Source organism: Polaribacter sp. Hel_I_88, assembly GCF_000687935.1.
GTDB lineage: Bacteria > Bacteroidota > Bacteroidia > Flavobacteriales > Flavobacteriaceae > Polaribacter.
Genome location: NZ_JHZZ01000001.1, coordinates 3,814,546 through 3,830,401 on the forward strand (window position 1 = coordinate 3,814,546; position 15,856 = coordinate 3,830,401).

The 15,856-nt window shown below is 29.0% G+C and carries 16 protein-coding genes and 2 tRNA genes; 8 read left to right on the top strand and 10 right to left on the bottom strand.

Annotated features, from left to right (window positions below; genetic code table 11):
• Nucleotides 1–320: 320 nt before the first annotated feature.
• The 3 genes from ffh to P161_RS18840 all read left to right on the top strand — a co-directional run bounded on the left by ffh (nt 321) and on the right by P161_RS18840 (nt 3,709).
• Nucleotides 321–1,649, top strand: a complete 1,329-nt coding sequence (gene ffh, locus P161_RS0117085; RefSeq protein ID WP_026778108.1) for a signal recognition particle protein — start codon at nt 321–323, stop codon at nt 1,647–1,649.
• 253 nt (nt 1,650–1,902) lie between these two features.
• Entirely contained in the window at nt 1,903–2,778 is an 876-nt protein-coding gene (folD, locus tag P161_RS0117090) for a bifunctional methylenetetrahydrofolate dehydrogenase/methenyltetrahydrofolate cyclohydrolase FolD (protein WP_026778109.1), read from the top strand.
• 13 nt (nt 2,779–2,791) lie between these two features.
• Nucleotides 2,792–3,709 carry a YitT family protein gene (locus P161_RS18840; protein ID WP_036841636.1) on the top strand — a complete coding sequence of 306 codons (918 nt, stop codon included), beginning with the start codon at nt 2,792–2,794 and terminating at the stop codon, nt 3,707–3,709.
• Between the two features lie 70 nt (nt 3,710–3,779).
• On the opposite strand, the gene P161_RS0117100 is transcribed toward P161_RS18840, so the two are convergent.
• Complete coding sequence (locus tag P161_RS0117100) at nt 3,780–4,700, bottom strand: FKBP-type peptidyl-prolyl cis-trans isomerase (protein ID WP_026778110.1); 921 nt, start codon at nt 4,698–4,700, stop codon at nt 3,780–3,782.
• An 81-nt stretch (nt 4,701–4,781) separates the two neighbouring features.
• Here P161_RS0117100 and P161_RS0117105 point away from each other — a divergent pair, with 81 nt between their 5' ends.
• A complete protein-coding gene (locus P161_RS0117105) occupies nt 4,782–5,174 on the top strand; it encodes an RNA-binding S4 domain-containing protein (RefSeq protein ID WP_026778111.1) in 393 nt (130 codons plus the stop codon).
• A complete protein-coding gene (locus P161_RS0117110; protein ID WP_026778112.1) occupies nt 5,171–5,674 on the top strand; it encodes a phosphoribosyltransferase domain-containing protein in 504 nt (167 codons plus the stop codon). The genes P161_RS0117105 and P161_RS0117110 overlap by 4 nt, the downstream gene beginning before the upstream one ends.
• Here P161_RS0117110 and P161_RS0117115 read toward each other — a convergent pair.
• Nucleotides 5,666–6,181 carry a shikimate kinase gene (locus P161_RS0117115; RefSeq protein WP_026778113.1) on the bottom strand — a complete coding sequence of 172 codons (516 nt, stop codon included), beginning with the start codon at nt 6,179–6,181 and terminating at the stop codon, nt 5,666–5,668. The two genes, P161_RS0117110 and P161_RS0117115, sit on opposite strands and share 9 nt — an antisense overlap.
• Before the next feature lie 95 nt (nt 6,182–6,276).
• On the opposite strand from P161_RS0117115, the gene P161_RS0117120 reads away from it, so the two are divergent.
• From P161_RS0117120 to P161_RS0117130, 3 genes are all read left to right on the top strand, one after another.
• A tRNA-Lys gene (locus P161_RS0117120) sits at nt 6,277–6,349 on the top strand.
• 80 nt (nt 6,350–6,429) lie between these two features.
• Nucleotides 6,430–6,513, top strand: a tRNA-Leu gene (locus P161_RS0117125).
• Nucleotides 6,514–6,593: 80 nt separating this feature from the next.
• Nucleotides 6,594–7,400, top strand: a complete 807-nt coding sequence (locus P161_RS0117130) for a carboxypeptidase-like regulatory domain-containing protein (protein ID WP_026778114.1) — start codon at nt 6,594–6,596, stop codon at nt 7,398–7,400.
• Nucleotides 7,401–7,979: 579 nt separating this feature from the next.
• On the opposite strand, the gene P161_RS0117135 is transcribed toward P161_RS0117130, so the two are convergent.
• The 8 genes from P161_RS0117135 to P161_RS0117170 form a co-directional block, all read right to left on the bottom strand.
• Nucleotides 7,980–8,810 carry a prohibitin family protein gene (locus P161_RS0117135; protein ID WP_036841639.1) on the bottom strand — a complete coding sequence of 277 codons (831 nt, stop codon included), beginning with the start codon at nt 8,808–8,810 and terminating at the stop codon, nt 7,980–7,982.
• Between the two features lie 75 nt (nt 8,811–8,885).
• Nucleotides 8,886–10,913 carry a hypothetical protein gene (locus tag P161_RS0117140; protein WP_026778116.1) on the bottom strand — a complete coding sequence of 676 codons (2,028 nt, stop codon included), beginning with the start codon at nt 10,911–10,913 and terminating at the stop codon, nt 8,886–8,888.
• Nucleotides 10,914–11,096: 183 nt separating this feature from the next.
• Nucleotides 11,097–11,300: a hypothetical protein gene (locus P161_RS0117145; RefSeq protein ID WP_026778117.1), complete on the bottom strand. Its 204-nt coding sequence runs from the start codon at nt 11,298–11,300 to the stop codon at nt 11,097–11,099.
• Nucleotides 11,301–11,467: 167 nt separating this feature from the next.
• A complete protein-coding gene (gene fabG, locus P161_RS0117150; protein WP_026778118.1) occupies nt 11,468–12,214 on the bottom strand; it encodes a 3-oxoacyl-[acyl-carrier-protein] reductase in 747 nt (248 codons plus the stop codon).
• Nucleotides 12,215–12,392: 178 nt separating this feature from the next.
• On the bottom strand, nt 12,393–13,121 hold the full coding sequence (locus P161_RS0117155; RefSeq protein ID WP_026778119.1) for a phospholipase D family protein: 729 nt from the start codon (nt 13,119–13,121) through the stop codon (nt 12,393–12,395).
• 167 nt (nt 13,122–13,288) lie between these two features.
• Nucleotides 13,289–14,161, bottom strand: a complete 873-nt coding sequence (sucD, locus tag P161_RS0117160; RefSeq protein ID WP_026778120.1) for a succinate--CoA ligase subunit alpha — start codon at nt 14,159–14,161, stop codon at nt 13,289–13,291.
• Nucleotides 14,162–14,286: 125 nt separating this feature from the next.
• On the bottom strand, nt 14,287–15,204 hold the full coding sequence (locus tag P161_RS0117165; protein WP_026778121.1) for a UDP-3-O-(3-hydroxymyristoyl)glucosamine N-acyltransferase: 918 nt from the start codon (nt 15,202–15,204) through the stop codon (nt 14,287–14,289).
• A gap of 2 nt (nt 15,205–15,206) precedes the next feature.
• A complete protein-coding gene (locus P161_RS0117170; RefSeq protein ID WP_026778122.1) occupies nt 15,207–15,791 on the bottom strand; it encodes a hypothetical protein in 585 nt (194 codons plus the stop codon).
• Nucleotides 15,792–15,856: the final 65 nt, after the last annotated feature.

Below are 15,856 nucleotides of genomic sequence, written 5' to 3' on the forward strand. Positions count from 1 at the left end.
GAACTATTTTGCGCTACATTGGACGGAAAAACAACCCATAAAATGGTTAACAATAACTCATATAATTTTTCAATTACTCTCTCTACTCCTTTTGTTTACAAAAGATCATTGGAATTGGATTGGCGATACAACTTCAACAAATTATAATATTCCAAATAACAATGCTAATTTTTTAGTATTCTTATCCATCTTTTTATTTATAGTATCCATTTTTATTCATTTAGTGAACTTTTTTGCAAGTCTGCTTTTAAAAAGAAATTAATCTTTTATAAGCGAGTTGTTATAATTATATTTGTATCTACTAAAAAAGAATACAAATTATGTTTAATAATTTAAGTGAAAAACTAGATAAAGCCTTACACACCTTAAAAGGTCATGGGCAAATTACAGAAATAAATGTTGCAGAAACTTTAAAAGAAGTTAGAAGAGCACTTTTAGATGCCGATGTTAACTTTAAAATTGCCAAAGAATTTACTAAAAAAGTACAAACTGAAGCTTTAGGACAAGATGTTTTAACAACTTTAAATCCTGGACAATTAATGGTTAAGTTGGTTAAAGACGAACTTACAAAATTAATGGGTGGTGAAACTGTTGGTATTAATTTACAAGGCTCACCAACTGTAATTTTAATGTCTGGTTTGCAAGGTTCTGGAAAAACTACTTTTTCTGGAAAACTAGCAAATTACTTAAAAACCAAAAAATCTAAACAAGTTCTTTTAGTAGGTTGTGATGTGTATAGACCTGCAGCAATTAACCAATTACAAGTTGTTGGAGAACAAATTGGTGTAGAAGTATATGCAGAAGTTGGCAACAATAACCCTGTAGAAATTTCTAAAAACGCCATTGCACACGCAAAAGCAACTGGCAAGAATGTTGTAATTATTGATACTGCTGGACGTTTAGCTGTAGATCAAGAAATGATGACAGAAATTTCTAACATTCATAAAACTGTAAATCCACAAGAAACTTTATTTGTGGTAGATTCTATGACTGGGCAAGATGCTGTAAACACTGCAAAAGCATTTAACGACATTTTAAATTTTGATGGTGTTGTACTTACAAAATTAGATGGAGATACAAGAGGTGGTGCTGCATTATCTATTAAATCTGTAGTTGATAAACCAATTAAGTTTATTGGAACTGGAGAAAAAATGGAAGCCATTGATGTTTTTTATCCAGATAGAATGGCTGACAGGATTTTGGGAATGGGAGATGTTATTTCTCTTGTGGAAAGAGCCCAAGATCAATATGATGAAGCAGAAGCAAGAAAATTACAGAAAAAAATTGCTAAAAATCAGTTTGGTTTCGACGACTTTTTAAGTCAGATTCAGCAAATCAAAAAGATGGGAAGCATGAAAGATTTAATGGGCATGATTCCAGGAGCAGGAAAAGCAATGAAAGATGTAGATATAGATGATGATGCTTTTAAAGGAATTGAAGCAATAATCCATTCTATGACTCCTGCAGAAAGAAGCACACCTTCAACAATAAATGCTAGCAGAAAAAAGAGAATTGCAAAAGGCTCTGGAACTTCAATTACAGAAGTAAACCAGTTGATGAAGCAATTCAACCAAATGAGTAAAATGATGAAAATGATGCAAGGTGGAGGAGGCAAAAAGATGATGCAAATGATGAAAGGGATGAAGTAATTTGAAGTTAGGAGTTAGGAGTTAGGAGTTAGGAGTTAGGAGTTAGGAGTTAGGAGTTAGGAGTTAGGAAAAATAAAAAAGAACTTTGCGCTTTTGCCACTTTGTAAGAAAAATTTAAGGTTTAAACTTTTAATCTTGAACTTTGAACTTTGAACTTTGAACTTTGAACTTTGAACCTTGAACCTAATTACGTTAATAATAAAACAAAACATTTAATTCAGAACACTCTTAAATTAAATATTCTATAAAAAACATGACAATTTTAGACGGAAAAAAAACAGCAGCAGACATTAAAGAAGAAATTGCTTTAGAGGTTCATGAATTAAAAAATAATGGACAAGACTCTCCACATCTTGCTGCCATAATTGTTGGGAATAATGGCGCTAGTATCACTTACGTAAATGCAAAAGTAAAAGCTTGCGAACGTGTTGGTTTTGAATCAACATTAATAAGACTTCCTGAAGATATTACAGAAGAAGAACTACTAAATGAAATTGCAGTTTTAAATGTTGATAATGATATTGATGGTTTTATAGTTCAATTGCCTTTACCAAGTCATATAGATGAACAAAAAGTAATCATGGCAATTGATCCTAATAAAGATGTTGATGGTTTTCATCCAACAAATGTTGGTAAAATGGCTTTAAACTTACCTACTTTTATTTCTGCAACTCCTTTTGGTATTTTAGAATTATTGGATAGATATAATGTTGAAACCTCAGGAAAACACGTAGTTGTTTTAGGAAGAAGTCATATTGTTGGTAGCCCAATGAGTATTTTACTGTCACAAAAAAGAAAGGTTGGAAATGCAACTGTAACTATGTGCCATAGTAGAACTAAAAATTTGAAAGAAATCACTTTGCAGGCAGATATTATAGTTGCTGCCATTGGAATTCCTGAATTTTTGAAAGCAGATATGGTGAAAGACAATGTAACAGTTATTGATGTTGGAATTACAAGATTGGCAGATTCTAGCAAAAAAAATGGCTATAGATTAGCTGGTGATGTTGCCTTTGAAGAAGTTGCCAAAAAAGCTGCATTTATTACACCAGTTCCTGGAGGAGTTGGCCCAATGACAATTGCTATGCTACTAAAAAACACATTATTGGCTTGTAAAAGAAGGAATTAAAAATAAAAACTAAATGGAATATAAAAAGACCAGTGATCACTTTTTTGAATATTTTCAAGTACTAATTGGAATCTTTTTAACTAGTTTAGGTTTAAAAGCTTTTTTATTACCCAATGGTTTTTTAGATGGTGGAGTTACAGGAATTGCGCTGTTGGTTAAAACTCAAGTAGATATTAACATGTCTTATTTACTGGTTATTATAAGTATTCCATTTTTAATATTAGGCTATTTTACAGTATCTAAAAGAATAGTTATCAAATCTGTTATTAGTATTCTTGGTGTAGCTTTATTTATTCATTTCGAAAACTTTCAAACCATTACCAATGACAAATTACTAATCTCCATCTTTGGAGGATTATTAGTTGGCTCTGGAATTGGTATTGCTATTAGAAACGGTTCTGTTTTAGACGGTTCAGAAATTCTTGGAGTTTTTATTAACGATAAATTCGGAATAAGTATTGGACGTGTTATTTTAGTTTTTAACATTATATTATTCTCTATTACAGCTTTTGTAATTTCTATTGAAATAGCACTCTACTCTATTTTAACTTATATTATCGCTGCAAAAGTTACAGATACAGTTATAGAAGGTTTTGAAGATTTTATTGGTATTACCATCGTTTCTAAAAAATACGATTTAATTAAAGTTGCAATTTTAGAAGAATTAGGCGTTGGTTTAACTGTTTATAAAGGGAGTTCTGGTTTTGGTAGTAAAGGTCATGCAGAAGACTTTGATATTATTCATACTATTATTAATAGAATTGATATCAAAAAAATGTACTCAACTATAAGCGATATAGACAAAGAAGCTTTTATTGTAGAATTTGATGTAAATAATGTAAAAGGTGGTGTTTTAAGACATTATTTAAATAAAAAGAAAAATGCAAAATTTTTAGACTTGAAATCTTCAGTTTTAAACGAAGAAAAATAAGTAATAAATTAAACTAAAAAACGCTATTTAAATTAATTTAAATAGCGTTTTTTTTATTATGTTTTTAACCTTATTTAATAGCCGGATTTAAATAATCTGGTAATGTTGGGTTGTTTGGATCACTAAAATCGTTTGTTGGATCTCCATCATTATTAGCATCTTCATCTTTTGTTAAAACTCCATCTCCATCATCATCTACATCAAAATAATTAGGAAAACCATCTCCATCAGTATCATCATTATTAACATTGCCATCATTATCTAAGTCTTCATCAATTGTAGGTATTCCATCATTATCATGATCTGTATCCTCAACAAAAGTTAACAAATCTATATAAAATAATAAATTTGTATCGACTAAATTATTGGTATAATTTTGAACATTAGAAGATGGATATGCCAATCCTGAAGGAATAAATAACACTCCTTTACCCCCATTTAAATAGGTAATAGGGCCATTAAAAACTCCTCCAGTTGCTGGATCTTTTTTTAATTCACCTCCTTTTAAGTTCGTATAACCATAAGACCAACCTTTAATTACAGATAAAAGATTAAACCATGTTCCAGTTGTATTACTATCAAAATTAAACTCACTAAAAGTTGAACCAGACATTGTTCTTCCTGAATATTTTACAAAAACAGAATCTACAGAAGTAGGTTTTCCTTTATCAGGATCTGCACCAGAATTTCCTTCCTTAGCAACATAAACATACAATTTATAATCAATCTCATTTTCTGTAACAGACATTGTTTCTAGTTTATTATCCTCAAAAATAGGAGTTTTACCAGTAACAAGTGGTTTTACAGAATCTACATCTAAATCATAATAATGGTTCTTTAAAAACTTTACCAAAGAATCATTATCTGATAACGCTAAAGCTTTATGATCTATATCAGCAAACGGATTGTTCACCCCAAAGTTATCATCTCCACAAGCATAGATAATGGTTGCTATAAATACAATTGCAAATATGTTTTTTATTTTATTCATTTATTCATAAAATTAGTGGGCGCAATTTACCATTTTTATACCTTTGTAAAAAGATAATAGATAGATTTTAACTTTTTTTTTATGAGAATAGACAGATACTTATGGTGCATTCGTTTTTTTAAAACAAGAAGCATCGCTACAACCGCTTGTAAAAAAGGGCAAGTTAAAATTGATGGTACAAATTTAAAACCTTCTAAAGATATTTTTGGAGGCGAATTGATTGTTGTCAGAAAAAATCAAATTAACTATCAAATAAAAGTTTTAGATTTACCACCAAGCAGAGTTGGTGCAAAATTGGTTGATATTTACAGAAAAGATCTTACACCAAAAGAAGAATTTGAAAAGAACGAACTTTTAAAATACTCTAAAGACTATTATCGCAAAAAAGGAGCAGGAAGACCAACCAAAAAAGATCGTAGAGACATAGAAGATTTTACAGAAGACCCTTTTGAAGATACCACAGAAAACTTATGAAAACAGAAAACAATATTATATTAGATACCCTTCAAATTAATCAAAAAATTAAAAGAATTGCGTATCAAATTTACGAAAACAACACCAACGAAAAAGAGGTTATTATTGCTGGTATTGTTGGTAATGGATTTGTTTTTGCTGAAAAATTAGTGGCTGCTTTACAAGAAATTTCTACTTTAAGAGTAGTTATTTGTGAAGTAAACATCAACAAGAAAAAGCCTTTAGAAGCTGTTTCTACTTCTTTGGCTGTTGGCGATTACAAAAATAAATCATTAGTTTTGGTTGATGACGTTTTAAATTCTGGTACAACTTTAATTTATGGGGTAAAACACTTTTTAGAAGTACCTTTAAAGCGATTTAAAACTGCTGTTTTAGTTAATAGAAATCATAAAAAATATCCTGTAAAAGCAGATTTTAAAGGTGTTTCTTTATCAACTTCTATCAAAGAACACGTTCAGGTTACTTTTTCAGAAAAGGAATCAAGTGCCTACTTAGTTTAACAATATAGCTAACTCTTTTGCGATTTCTTTTTTTGTTTTATCATCAATTTTGATTGTCATTTTTGCTTGTTCGTAAAAAAAACGTCTTTCAAAAAGGTGTTTTGCAACAAATTCAGGAATTTTATCATCTTCTAAAGAAGCAATTATAGGTCTTTTTGCTTTCTTTTGAATCAATCTTTTTACCATTGTAGGAACATTACCTTGTAAATAGATAGATGTTGTTGCCTTTTCATTAATAAGATTCATGTTATTTGCATAACAAGGAGTGCCACCTCCTAAAGAAAGTATAAAATCTTCTTCTTTAAACAAGATTTCTTTTAAATATTTACTTTCTATATTTCTAAAATAAATTTCTCCTTTTTGTTTAAAAATTTCGGCAATTGTTGCTTCTTCTTTTTGAATAATATAGTCGTCTAAATCTATAAAATTCATTGTCAAACGTTTAGATAGTTTTTTACCAATGCTAGATTTTCCTGAGGCCATATAGCCCAACAACACAATTTTCATTTCTTATAATTTTTTACAAATATCGCTAAAATTTATTCAATTTTATATTTCTAGTTTAAATGATAGGTAGTATATTTGCACCTCATTTAATTTAAGACTTGGTAGCTCAGTTGGTAGAGCATCTCCCTTTTAAGGAGAGGGTCCTGGGTTCGAGCCCCAGCCCAGTCACAGATAAAAAAAGTTAAGCGAAAGCTTAACTTTTTTTATTAAAGTTCATACCAAAAAAAATCGGTAAATTATTATTTTTTGCGCACGTGGCGAAATTGGTAGACGCGCAGCCTTGAGGGGGCTGTAAACGCAAGTTTGTGGAAGTTCGAATCTTCTCGTGCGCACTTTTTAAAAATGAATTATTTTTAAACTTCTTCACAAAAAATTAACCTTTTTAAACTGTTTTATACTTAATTTTGTTTTTATGCAAAGAAACCTGTTTATTTTGTGCTTATTCTTAAGTTTAAGTGCCTTTTCTCAAAAAGATAGTATTCCAAACACAATGCTAAAAGGTCAAATTATACATGCTATTGATGATAGTGTTTTAAGTGCAGCACATGTTTTAAACTTAAATACTGTTCAAGGTACAATTACTAATGATAAAGGTTATTTTGAATTAGCCACTAAAGTAAATGACACGATTTTAGTGTCTTATTTAGGATACTCATCAATTAAAATAAAAATTACCAACGATTTATTAAAAGCAGACAATGAGTTAGAGATTGCTTTGTATGAAAAACCCGAAGAAGTTAAAGAAGTTATTATAAAATCGACCAAATTAATTGGTGTTTTAGAAATTGATGTAAAACAAGTACCTAAAGACAGGTTTACAAGAATTCATATTAATGGACTGCCACAAACCTATGAAGTTGGAAAACCAAACAAAAAAGATTTCTCTTCTCCTGTTGCTGCACTCTTTCAACCTGTAGATTTCTTATATAATCTTTTTGGTAAAAAACCAAAACAACTAAAAAAGTTACAAAAACTAAAAAAAGAAGACGATTTACGTAAAATGTTAGCTGGTAAATTTGATAGAGAAGTAATGATGGAGTACCTACAAATGGACAGCCAAGAGTTATCTGAACTTTTAATTGATTGTAATTATTCTGAATATTTTATTAAAAAAGCATCTGATCTGCAAATGATTGAAGCTGTCTTATCTTGTTACGAAAATTACAAAGCATTAAAAAAAGGAAGTATTCAACGTGATAAAATTCCTTCTAAAAACTAATTGCTAGTTTGTTTTCTTGTTTATTTAAATCACTATTTTATAAACTGAAAAGAGTCAAAAACAAACTGCTTTTGACTCTGATCAACTATTAAAACTAACTAAAATTCTTCTAAAGATTTTAGCTCTATAATAGTAAGACGATTCTAAATATAAATCGTTACAAATATTTAACTGATTTACAGAAGTTACATAAACTTACAACAGCTCAAGTAGCTATTCTGAAAGAATTCATCTTTTAAAAACCACATCTCCTCTATTACTATTCTATATGAGTTAAATATTTTATAGATAGTTATTATAAAATAAATTGTTTGTGATTAATTTTATATTCTAATTATAAAATTAACCAGTATGAAATCTAAAATATTCTTATCAATAATCATTGCTATTGCATTTTTTGTGGTCTTTTATTACGTTTTAAAATTCGTATTAATAACATCCTTAATAATTGCTGCAGCCATAATAATTTTACCAATTCTCTACTTTACATTTAAATCTGGGAATAGTAATTCTTAAAATTTAAGCAAAAAAAATCAGTCAAAATTTTGACTGATTTTCTTATAATAAATTATATAATTCTTACTGATTTCCAAGTATAATTGGCATTCCTGATTTACCAGAACCAATAACAACTACTTTGCTATTTGGCGATTTAGAAAGTTGAATTGTAGCTTCAATTCCTTTTTCTTGTAAAATCTTGTCGGTTAAAGACTCACTTAAAATCTTGTTTGCAATCGCTTTTCCTTCTGCATCAATTTTTTGTCTTTCAGCCTCTTTTTTTGCTTTAGATAATCTAAACTCATATTCTAAAGACTCTTGCTCTTGCTTTAATTTCGTTTCAATTGCAATTCTAATAGTACTTGGTAATTTAACATCTTCTACCAAAACCCTTTTTACAGTTAAATACTGATCTTTTAAAACCAACTGAACTTCATCTAAAATTTCTTGCTCAATAACATCTCTTTTGCTAGAATATAATTGCTCTGGCGTATAACGTCCTACAACACTTCTTGCAGCTGCATTTACTGCAGGATCTAACAATTCGCGCTCATAATCTTCACCTTTTGTTTTAATTAAACTTCCTAGATTTTCAAATTCTGGTTCGTACCAAATCGTTCCATTTACTTTTACCTCTAATCCGTTTACAGAAAGTACATTCATTTCATCTGAAATAGATTGCTGACGCACTTTTCTTACAATCATTCTATTCCAAGGTGCTACAATATGAAAACCTTCTCCATAAGATTTCTCTGTATTGATACCATCACCCAAAGTTTCAAAAATTACACCTCCTTCTCCAGGACCAATAGTTACTGTAGATTTTGAGAATAAGATAATCACTGCAATTGCTATAATAATAAAGAAAACTCCACCTTTTGGGAAGTTAAAATCCATTTGGTTATTTGCCATTTTTACTGTTTTTTAAATTTTATCAAATTTACGACTTATAACTATCAATCACAATCGATACTAATTATAAATTTCTTAAATTTTTCCATGGTATTTTCTAAGAAACCATTCCACAGTAAATAAGCCAATTACAATAAATAAAATCCATCTCCAGTCAATTAAATTTTCTTGTTTTATGGATGATTTTTGAACCGTATAAAATGATTCGTTATCTATTAAATTTTTAGAAATTTCATCAACTTGATTAGTAAAAAATAGCTTTCCTCCTGTTTTATCTGCTAACTTTTGTAGTTTATTTACATTCGCATTTGTAAACTGTTCCTCAACCTCATAATCCGTTATTTTAAAACGCCCATTTTTATTGATATTCTGACCAGCAACTGAAACTTTATAAGTGTAATTTCCAGAAGCAAGATTCTCAATTTCAGTTTGATAAGAATTATTAACCAAAGAAAAAGGAACTTTTAAAACATTGTTTGTTTCTGTATTTGTAATACTAATTTCAAGAGATGCTCTTGCATCAAATTGATAATTTTTGTCCGTATAAAAAGCTGATATACTAATGGTTGAGTTTGCAGGATATAAACTTTCTGCATTTACTTCTAAACGATTTCTCTTCTTGTTTGATGCTAAATACTGCACCAAATTCCCCATAAACTTATCAAAATCTTCGAAAGAATTTGTATTTAAAAAACTAGCTGCTCGCCATTTCCAGATACCTTCTCCTAATAGTATGGCAGATTTTTGATCATTCATATCAAAAGTTGCTAATAAAGGTTGTTGGGTTTGAACACCGTTTATATTTTGAGAAAACAAAACTTGATGTTCTTTGGTAATGGTAACTTCTCCAAACTTATCTAACAAAGGTGGATAATTAACAAAGCCAATATCTTCTTGTAAAAAAGTTAAAAAAGCATCGTTATAAATTGCAGCATAATTTTCAGTTTGATTGATGGCATTTTTTCTAAAACCTAGTAATTTTTGATTGATAAAATTCCAATCTGTGTTGGCACCAGAAACAAACAAATAATTGGTATTATTCTCTTTGATTTTTTCAAAAACCGAATTAAAACTAACTGTAGGCTGATACAATATAACCAATTGATAATCTTGCAATTGCTTTGTAAATTTATCGATAGTAAAAACAGTTACAGAGCGTTGTTTGTTGCTTTCTATCGATTTTTTAAAAGCACCCAAATCAGGATGTAAAACACTTGTTAATAACAACACTTTTGTTTGCTCATCTATAACTTCTACAGAAAAACTTTTACTATTATTTTTGATGTTTTTTTCATTATCAATTTTTGCAATAGACGCAGTATAATACTGCACACCTTCTTTAATTGATGTTAAATTTGCTTGTAAAGTAGCCGATTTTTTATCCGAAGAAAAAGAAACATTTTTTCTAAATACAATTTTACCTTCATTAACTATTGAAAATTGCGTGGTTACATTTTCAGTACCTTCATAATTTAAAATAACTTCTACAGGAAATTTATTTTTAATATAACTGTATTTATTAACGTTTAACTGGGTTATTTTAACATCAACATATTTTGTAGTGTCTCCAATAACTATTGGGTAAATTGGCTGTTTACTATTGATAAATTCGTAATCTTGACCAATGGTTTGGTTTCCATCAGAAATTAAAATTATAGGCGAAATTTTATCTTTCTGTAAATTTTGTACTCCAAGAATTCCATCAGAGATATTGGTTTGTACATCTTTAAAAGAAAGGCTATCTAAAACTTGTAAGGAAGTTCCGAATCTAAATTTTTCGATATCAAATTTGCTTTGTAATTTACGATCACCATCAATTGCCTTCATAAAATCAGCTACATTTTTATCTTCTTTAAAAAATGAAGTTGAAATTGAATTATCGACCAAAACAGATAAAACAGGTTTTATATTGGTGATTTCTGTTTTTTCTATAATAGGATTTATGAATAATAATAGCAGCAAAAAAAGACTTACTGCTTTTAAAACAAATAAGATAGGTGTAACCTTAATCCTATTTTTTATTTGATAATAATATTGAAAATAGGCTATTGAAACACTCAATAACAAGGCTAAAAAACTGTATAAAATTAAAGTTGATTGCAAACTTATTTTTTATGGGAAAGATATAAATAACTATCTACAAACAAAAAACCTACAACGTTAAATGTTGTAGGTTATAATTATAATTCAATTATAATAGGGTTTTAATTTTAAAGGTATTAAAATGTAAAGGGGTTTAGGGTGTTTAGAGGTGTTTTATTTTTAGGGTAAAATTTTTATAGGGATTTAGGCTATATAATGATATTTCATATTTTGTTTTACATAAGTTTTAAGAATTCCCATAGAATTTAACTCATCTAAAATATTATATATTTCAAGTATCAAAGATACATTTTGCGTTTTTTTTAAAATTTCAAAACTTGTTAAATGCTCCTTTTTTAGTTCATTTATTATTGTTTGGTGTGCTACTGAAAGTTCTTTTGTGTACATAGTTCTTTATATTACACTGCAAAGATACATTGACTTTAAAGTCAGAATAAAATATTTAGATAAGTCCTAATTTTCTTTAGATAACTGGAACAAAAAGTTCGATAAATAAAAAAAATACCTGTTCAAAAAAACAGGTATTTTAAAATATTATATAAATAAAGTTCTTATTAAGTTAGCATTCCACCGTCTACAGATAAGGTTTGGCCTGTAATATAGCTACTCATATCCGAAGCTAAAAACACACAAGCATTGGCAATATCTTGTGGACTTCCTCCTCTTTTTAATGGAATTGAATCTCGCCAACCTTGTACCACTTTTTCATCTAAATTATCTGTCATTTCAGTTTCAATAAAACCTGGAGCAATAACATTACTTCGTACGTTTCTTGAACCTAATTCTAAAGCCACAGATTTAGAAAACCCAACAATACCCGCTTTTGATGCTGCATAATTAGTTTGCCCAGCATTTCCTTTTAAACCAACAACAGAACTCATATTTATAATAGAACCTGCTCTTTGTTTCATCATTGGTCTTATCACAGCTTTTGTTAAGTTAAAAACTGATTTTAAGTTTACTTCAATTACTTTATCGAAATCATCTTCAGAAATTCGCATTAATAAGTTGTCTTTTGTAATTCCAGCATTGTTTACTAAAATATCGATTGTACCAAATTCAGCTAAAACTTCTTTTGCTAATTCTTGAGCAGCATCAAAATTTGCTGCATTCGATTGATATCCTTTTGCAAAAACTCCAAATGCTTTTAATTCTGTTTCCAATTCGTTTGCTGCTTCTACTGATGAACTATAGGTAAAAGCTACATTTGCACCTTGTTTTGCAAATTCTACAGCAATTCCTCTACCAATTCCTCTTGTTGCTCCAGTAATTATTGCTGATTTGTTTTCTAGTAATTTCATATTGTAAAATTGTTTGTTCTTCGTAAGTTTGGTTTATAGTTGTAAATCAAATAATTGAGAAATTCTTTTTCACTTATTAGTTTTTCTTAATTTTAACACATAGAAACATAGTTCACATAGCTCTTTATTGACCATATTTTAGTTTGTTTTTAGTTAAAAACTATCAGTAAAACCTTAATTATTTCGTGATTTTTTGAGCTAAATTTTCAGGCCAAATAATAAATCTACCATATTGTCCTTCTTTTTCAATTCCTCCTATTTCTTTTCCACTTTTAGTTATTATCCAATTATCATCTTTTTTAAACATTAATTTATTTTCTGAAAACCACTTATTAACTTTTCTACTACTTATGCCCGTTAATTTTGATAACTCTTTTGTTGTTAAAAGTTTATTATTATTAGAAATTTCTATATTTGATTGTTTTTTTTGTTCAGAATTTGAACTTTTTAATTCCTCTGGAATTGAAGTAAATTCAAATCTTTCACTAGTCTGATCTATAAAATCTATCTCTTTAAGAGCATCTTCAAATAATTCTTTGTCAGATTCGTCATTTAAGTCGATTAAAACCCCCATTTCTTTGTTGTTATTCATTGAAAACTCATACAAATTGAGAGAAGTAATTATCATTTTGTTATCATTCAAATAACATTTAGCATGTAAATCTTCATTATATTTTAAAATGACAAATCTTAAACTTTGTAAGAACTTCATTTCTTTAGGGTTAAGCTCTTGCTTTCCAAAAATGACTGTTGTTATTTTATCTTTACTATTTCGATATGTTAGTAACTCTTTAAAATCTTTTGATAATTTTAAATATGGTGAAATCAAAATTAACTTTTGATCAGCTTCTTTAATTAAGTCTTCTATTTCTGATACTGCTTTTCTTGTATTTAAAAATTTAGCCATTTTGAATCGTATTTTTGAAAAATAGAAATATTAAATTTCATTTTTTTCAGTCTTGTTAATAGTATTTTACATAAAATGATATTCATCAAATATAAAAAAGAAATTCCTGAAACATTGAAATAGATTCAATATAATCAGGAATTTATATGTTTAAAAATAATTTTTAATTATTTAAGAACGCTTGCTACCATTTCTCCAATTTTTGCTGGCGAACTTACAACGTGAATTCCATTTTCTGCTAAAATTTTCATTTTTGCTTGTGCAGTATCATCTGCTCCACCAACAATTGCTCCAGCATGACCCATTGTTCTTCCTGCAGGTGCAGTTTGCCCAGCAATAAAACCTACAACTGGTTTTCTGTTTCCATCAGCTTTAATCCATTGTGCAGCTTCTGCTTCTAAGTTTCCTCCAATTTCACCAATCATTACAATTGCTTCAGTTTCTGGATCGTTCATTAGCATTTCTACAGCTTCTTTTGTAGTTGTTCCAATAATTGGATCTCCACCAATTCCGATTGCAGTTGTAATTCCAAAACCTTGTTTTACAACTTGATCAGCAGCTTCATAAGTTAAAGTTCCTGATTTAGAAACGATACCAACTTTTCCTTTTTTGAAAATAAACCCTGGCATAATACCAACTTTAGCTTCATCTGGCGTAATTACGCCTGGACAATTTGGCCCAACCAATCTTGTATCTTTATCTGCAATATAAGCTTTAACTTTTACCATATCTGCAGTAGGAATTCCTTCTGTAATACAAATAATTACTTTGATACCTGCATCTGCAGCTTCCATAATTGCATCTGCAGCAAAAGCTGGAGGAACAAAAATAATAGAAGTATCTGCCCCTGCTTTTTCTACAGATTCTGCAACTGTATTAAAAACTGGTTTGCCTAAATGCTCTTGACCACCTTTTCCTGGAGTTACACCTCCAACAACGTTTGTTCCATAATCAATCATTTGACCAGCATGAAAAGTTCCTTCACTACCTGTAAAACCTTGTACAATAATTTTTGAATTCTTATTTACTAAAACACTCATGGTTTATATTTATTTATCCCATTGTCCTTTGGACATTTCCCAAAGGGAAAATTTGATGGAGTTTGATTTAATTTATTTGACAAAAATAGTTCTTTGTTTACTTTTATAAAAAACTTATCCGTTTTTTATTTTTCTTTTAACAATCTTTTTAAGCCTGCAATTTGTTTTAATTTTTCTCTTGATTCTTCAATTGGAGTTCCAAAATAACTTTTTCCTCCTGCAACTGATTTTGTAACACCAGTTTGCCCTAAGATTATAGCGCCTTTACCAATTGTAATGCCACTATTTGTGCCTACTTGTCCCCAAATTGTAACTTCATCTTCAATTATAACACAGCCTGCAATACCAGTTTGTGATGCAATTAAACATTTCTTACCAATTACAGTATCATGCCCAACATGCACTTGATTGTCAATTTTAGTTCCTTCTTTAATAGTTGTATCTCCTGTTACTCCTTTATCAATAGTACAAGAAGCACCTAAATCTACATTATTTTCAATAACAACTCTACCTCCTGAAATTAATTTATCATAACCTTCTGGACGTTTTTTATAGTAAAAAGCATCTGCTCCTAAAACCGTATTTGCATGAATGGTAACGTTATCACCCAACACTGAATTATCATAAATAGTTACATTAGGATGAATAACACAGTTTTTACCGATTTTTACATTGTTTCCAATAAAAACATTAGGTTGTATCACTGTTCCTTCTCCAATAATTGCACTTTCTGCTATACTTTCTTTGGATGCAATAAAAGGATTAAAATGTTTGGTTATTTTGTTGAAATCACGAAAAGGATCATCAGAAATTAACAAAGCTTTTCCTTCAGGACAATCTACTTTTTTATTGATTAAAATAGTTGTTGCAGCAGAATTTAATGCTTTATCATAATATTTAGGATGATCCACAAAAACGATATCTCCTTTCTCTACAACATGAATTTCATTGATTCCTAGAATCTCAAAATTTTCATCACCAATAAAATCGGTGTTGATTAATGAAGCAATCTCTTTAAGAGTTTGTGGTTTATTGAATTTCAAAATTAATTTTTAAGTTTAAATGAATTCTGAATTAATTGAAACGTATTTTTATATTTTTTATAGCGATCATCTACAGTCCAAGACATGAGCATATACATTTTTGCATCACTTTCTACAAAACCAATTAAATAATTTGCGTTAATACCATCAATAATTCCATTAAGTTCAAATTGTTTGGCTGTTAAATTTTTAAGTTTAAAATCCAATTCTTTAACTTCATCAGAATTTAAACTTTCTTGAAAACTATTTACTTGATACTCTGAATAATTTTCGATAACTGTTAAAGAATCATTATAAATACCAATTTCTTTAAAGGCATCAATAAACTCTTGTTTGTCCTCATCAATTACAATGGTATACGTTTCTTTGTAAATGTTTGCATATTGAAAAGAAGCATCATCATTTAAAGATTTCATTTCCTTCATATAGTCAGGAACAGAAATTGAGTAATCATTATTAATAGAAACCTCAACTAAGTCTTTAGCAGAAATGTCTTCTTTACTCAAAGAAGCTGCAGAATCGATTATTTTTTTACAGGAAACTATAGAAAAACAAATCGCTAAAATAAATATGATACTTTTTTTCATAGCGTTATTTTAAGCAAGTAGTTTTCAAAATCAGTTTCCAGTAATTTTTTTTACTGAGACTGTTA

Excerpts from the sequence above, each read along its gene's own strand:
- ffh (WP_026778108.1), top strand. The coding sequence starts at position 321 with ATGTTTAATAATTTAAGTGAAAAACTAGATAAAGCCTTACACACCTTA.
- folD (WP_026778109.1), top strand. The coding sequence starts at position 1,903 with ATGACAATTTTAGACGGAAAAAAAACAGCAGCAGACATTAAAGAAGAA.
- P161_RS18840 (WP_036841636.1), top strand. The coding sequence starts at position 2,792 with ATGGAATATAAAAAGACCAGTGATCACTTTTTTGAATATTTTCAAGTA.
- P161_RS0117100 (WP_026778110.1), bottom strand. The coding sequence starts at position 4,700 with ATGAATAAAATAAAAAACATATTTGCAATTGTATTTATAGCAACCATT.
- P161_RS0117105 (WP_026778111.1), top strand. The coding sequence starts at position 4,782 with ATGAGAATAGACAGATACTTATGGTGCATTCGTTTTTTTAAAACAAGA.
- P161_RS0117110 (WP_026778112.1), top strand. The coding sequence starts at position 5,171 with ATGAAAACAGAAAACAATATTATATTAGATACCCTTCAAATTAATCAA.
- P161_RS0117115 (WP_026778113.1), bottom strand. The coding sequence starts at position 6,181 with ATGAAAATTGTGTTGTTGGGCTATATGGCCTCAGGAAAATCTAGCATT.
- P161_RS0117130 (WP_026778114.1), top strand. The coding sequence starts at position 6,594 with ATGCAAAGAAACCTGTTTATTTTGTGCTTATTCTTAAGTTTAAGTGCC.
- P161_RS0117135 (WP_036841639.1), bottom strand. The coding sequence starts at position 8,810 with ATGGCAAATAACCAAATGGATTTTAACTTCCCAAAAGGTGGAGTTTTC.
- P161_RS0117145 (WP_026778117.1), bottom strand. The coding sequence starts at position 11,300 with ATGTACACAAAAGAACTTTCAGTAGCACACCAAACAATAATAAATGAA.
- fabG (WP_026778118.1), bottom strand. The coding sequence starts at position 12,214 with ATGAAATTACTAGAAAACAAATCAGCAATAATTACTGGAGCAACAAGA.
- P161_RS0117155 (WP_026778119.1), bottom strand. The coding sequence starts at position 13,121 with ATGGCTAAATTTTTAAATACAAGAAAAGCAGTATCAGAAATAGAAGAC.
- sucD (WP_026778120.1), bottom strand. The coding sequence starts at position 14,161 with ATGAGTGTTTTAGTAAATAAGAATTCAAAAATTATTGTACAAGGTTTT.
- P161_RS0117170 (WP_026778122.1), bottom strand. The coding sequence starts at position 15,791 with ATGAAAAAAAGTATCATATTTATTTTAGCGATTTGTTTTTCTATAGTT.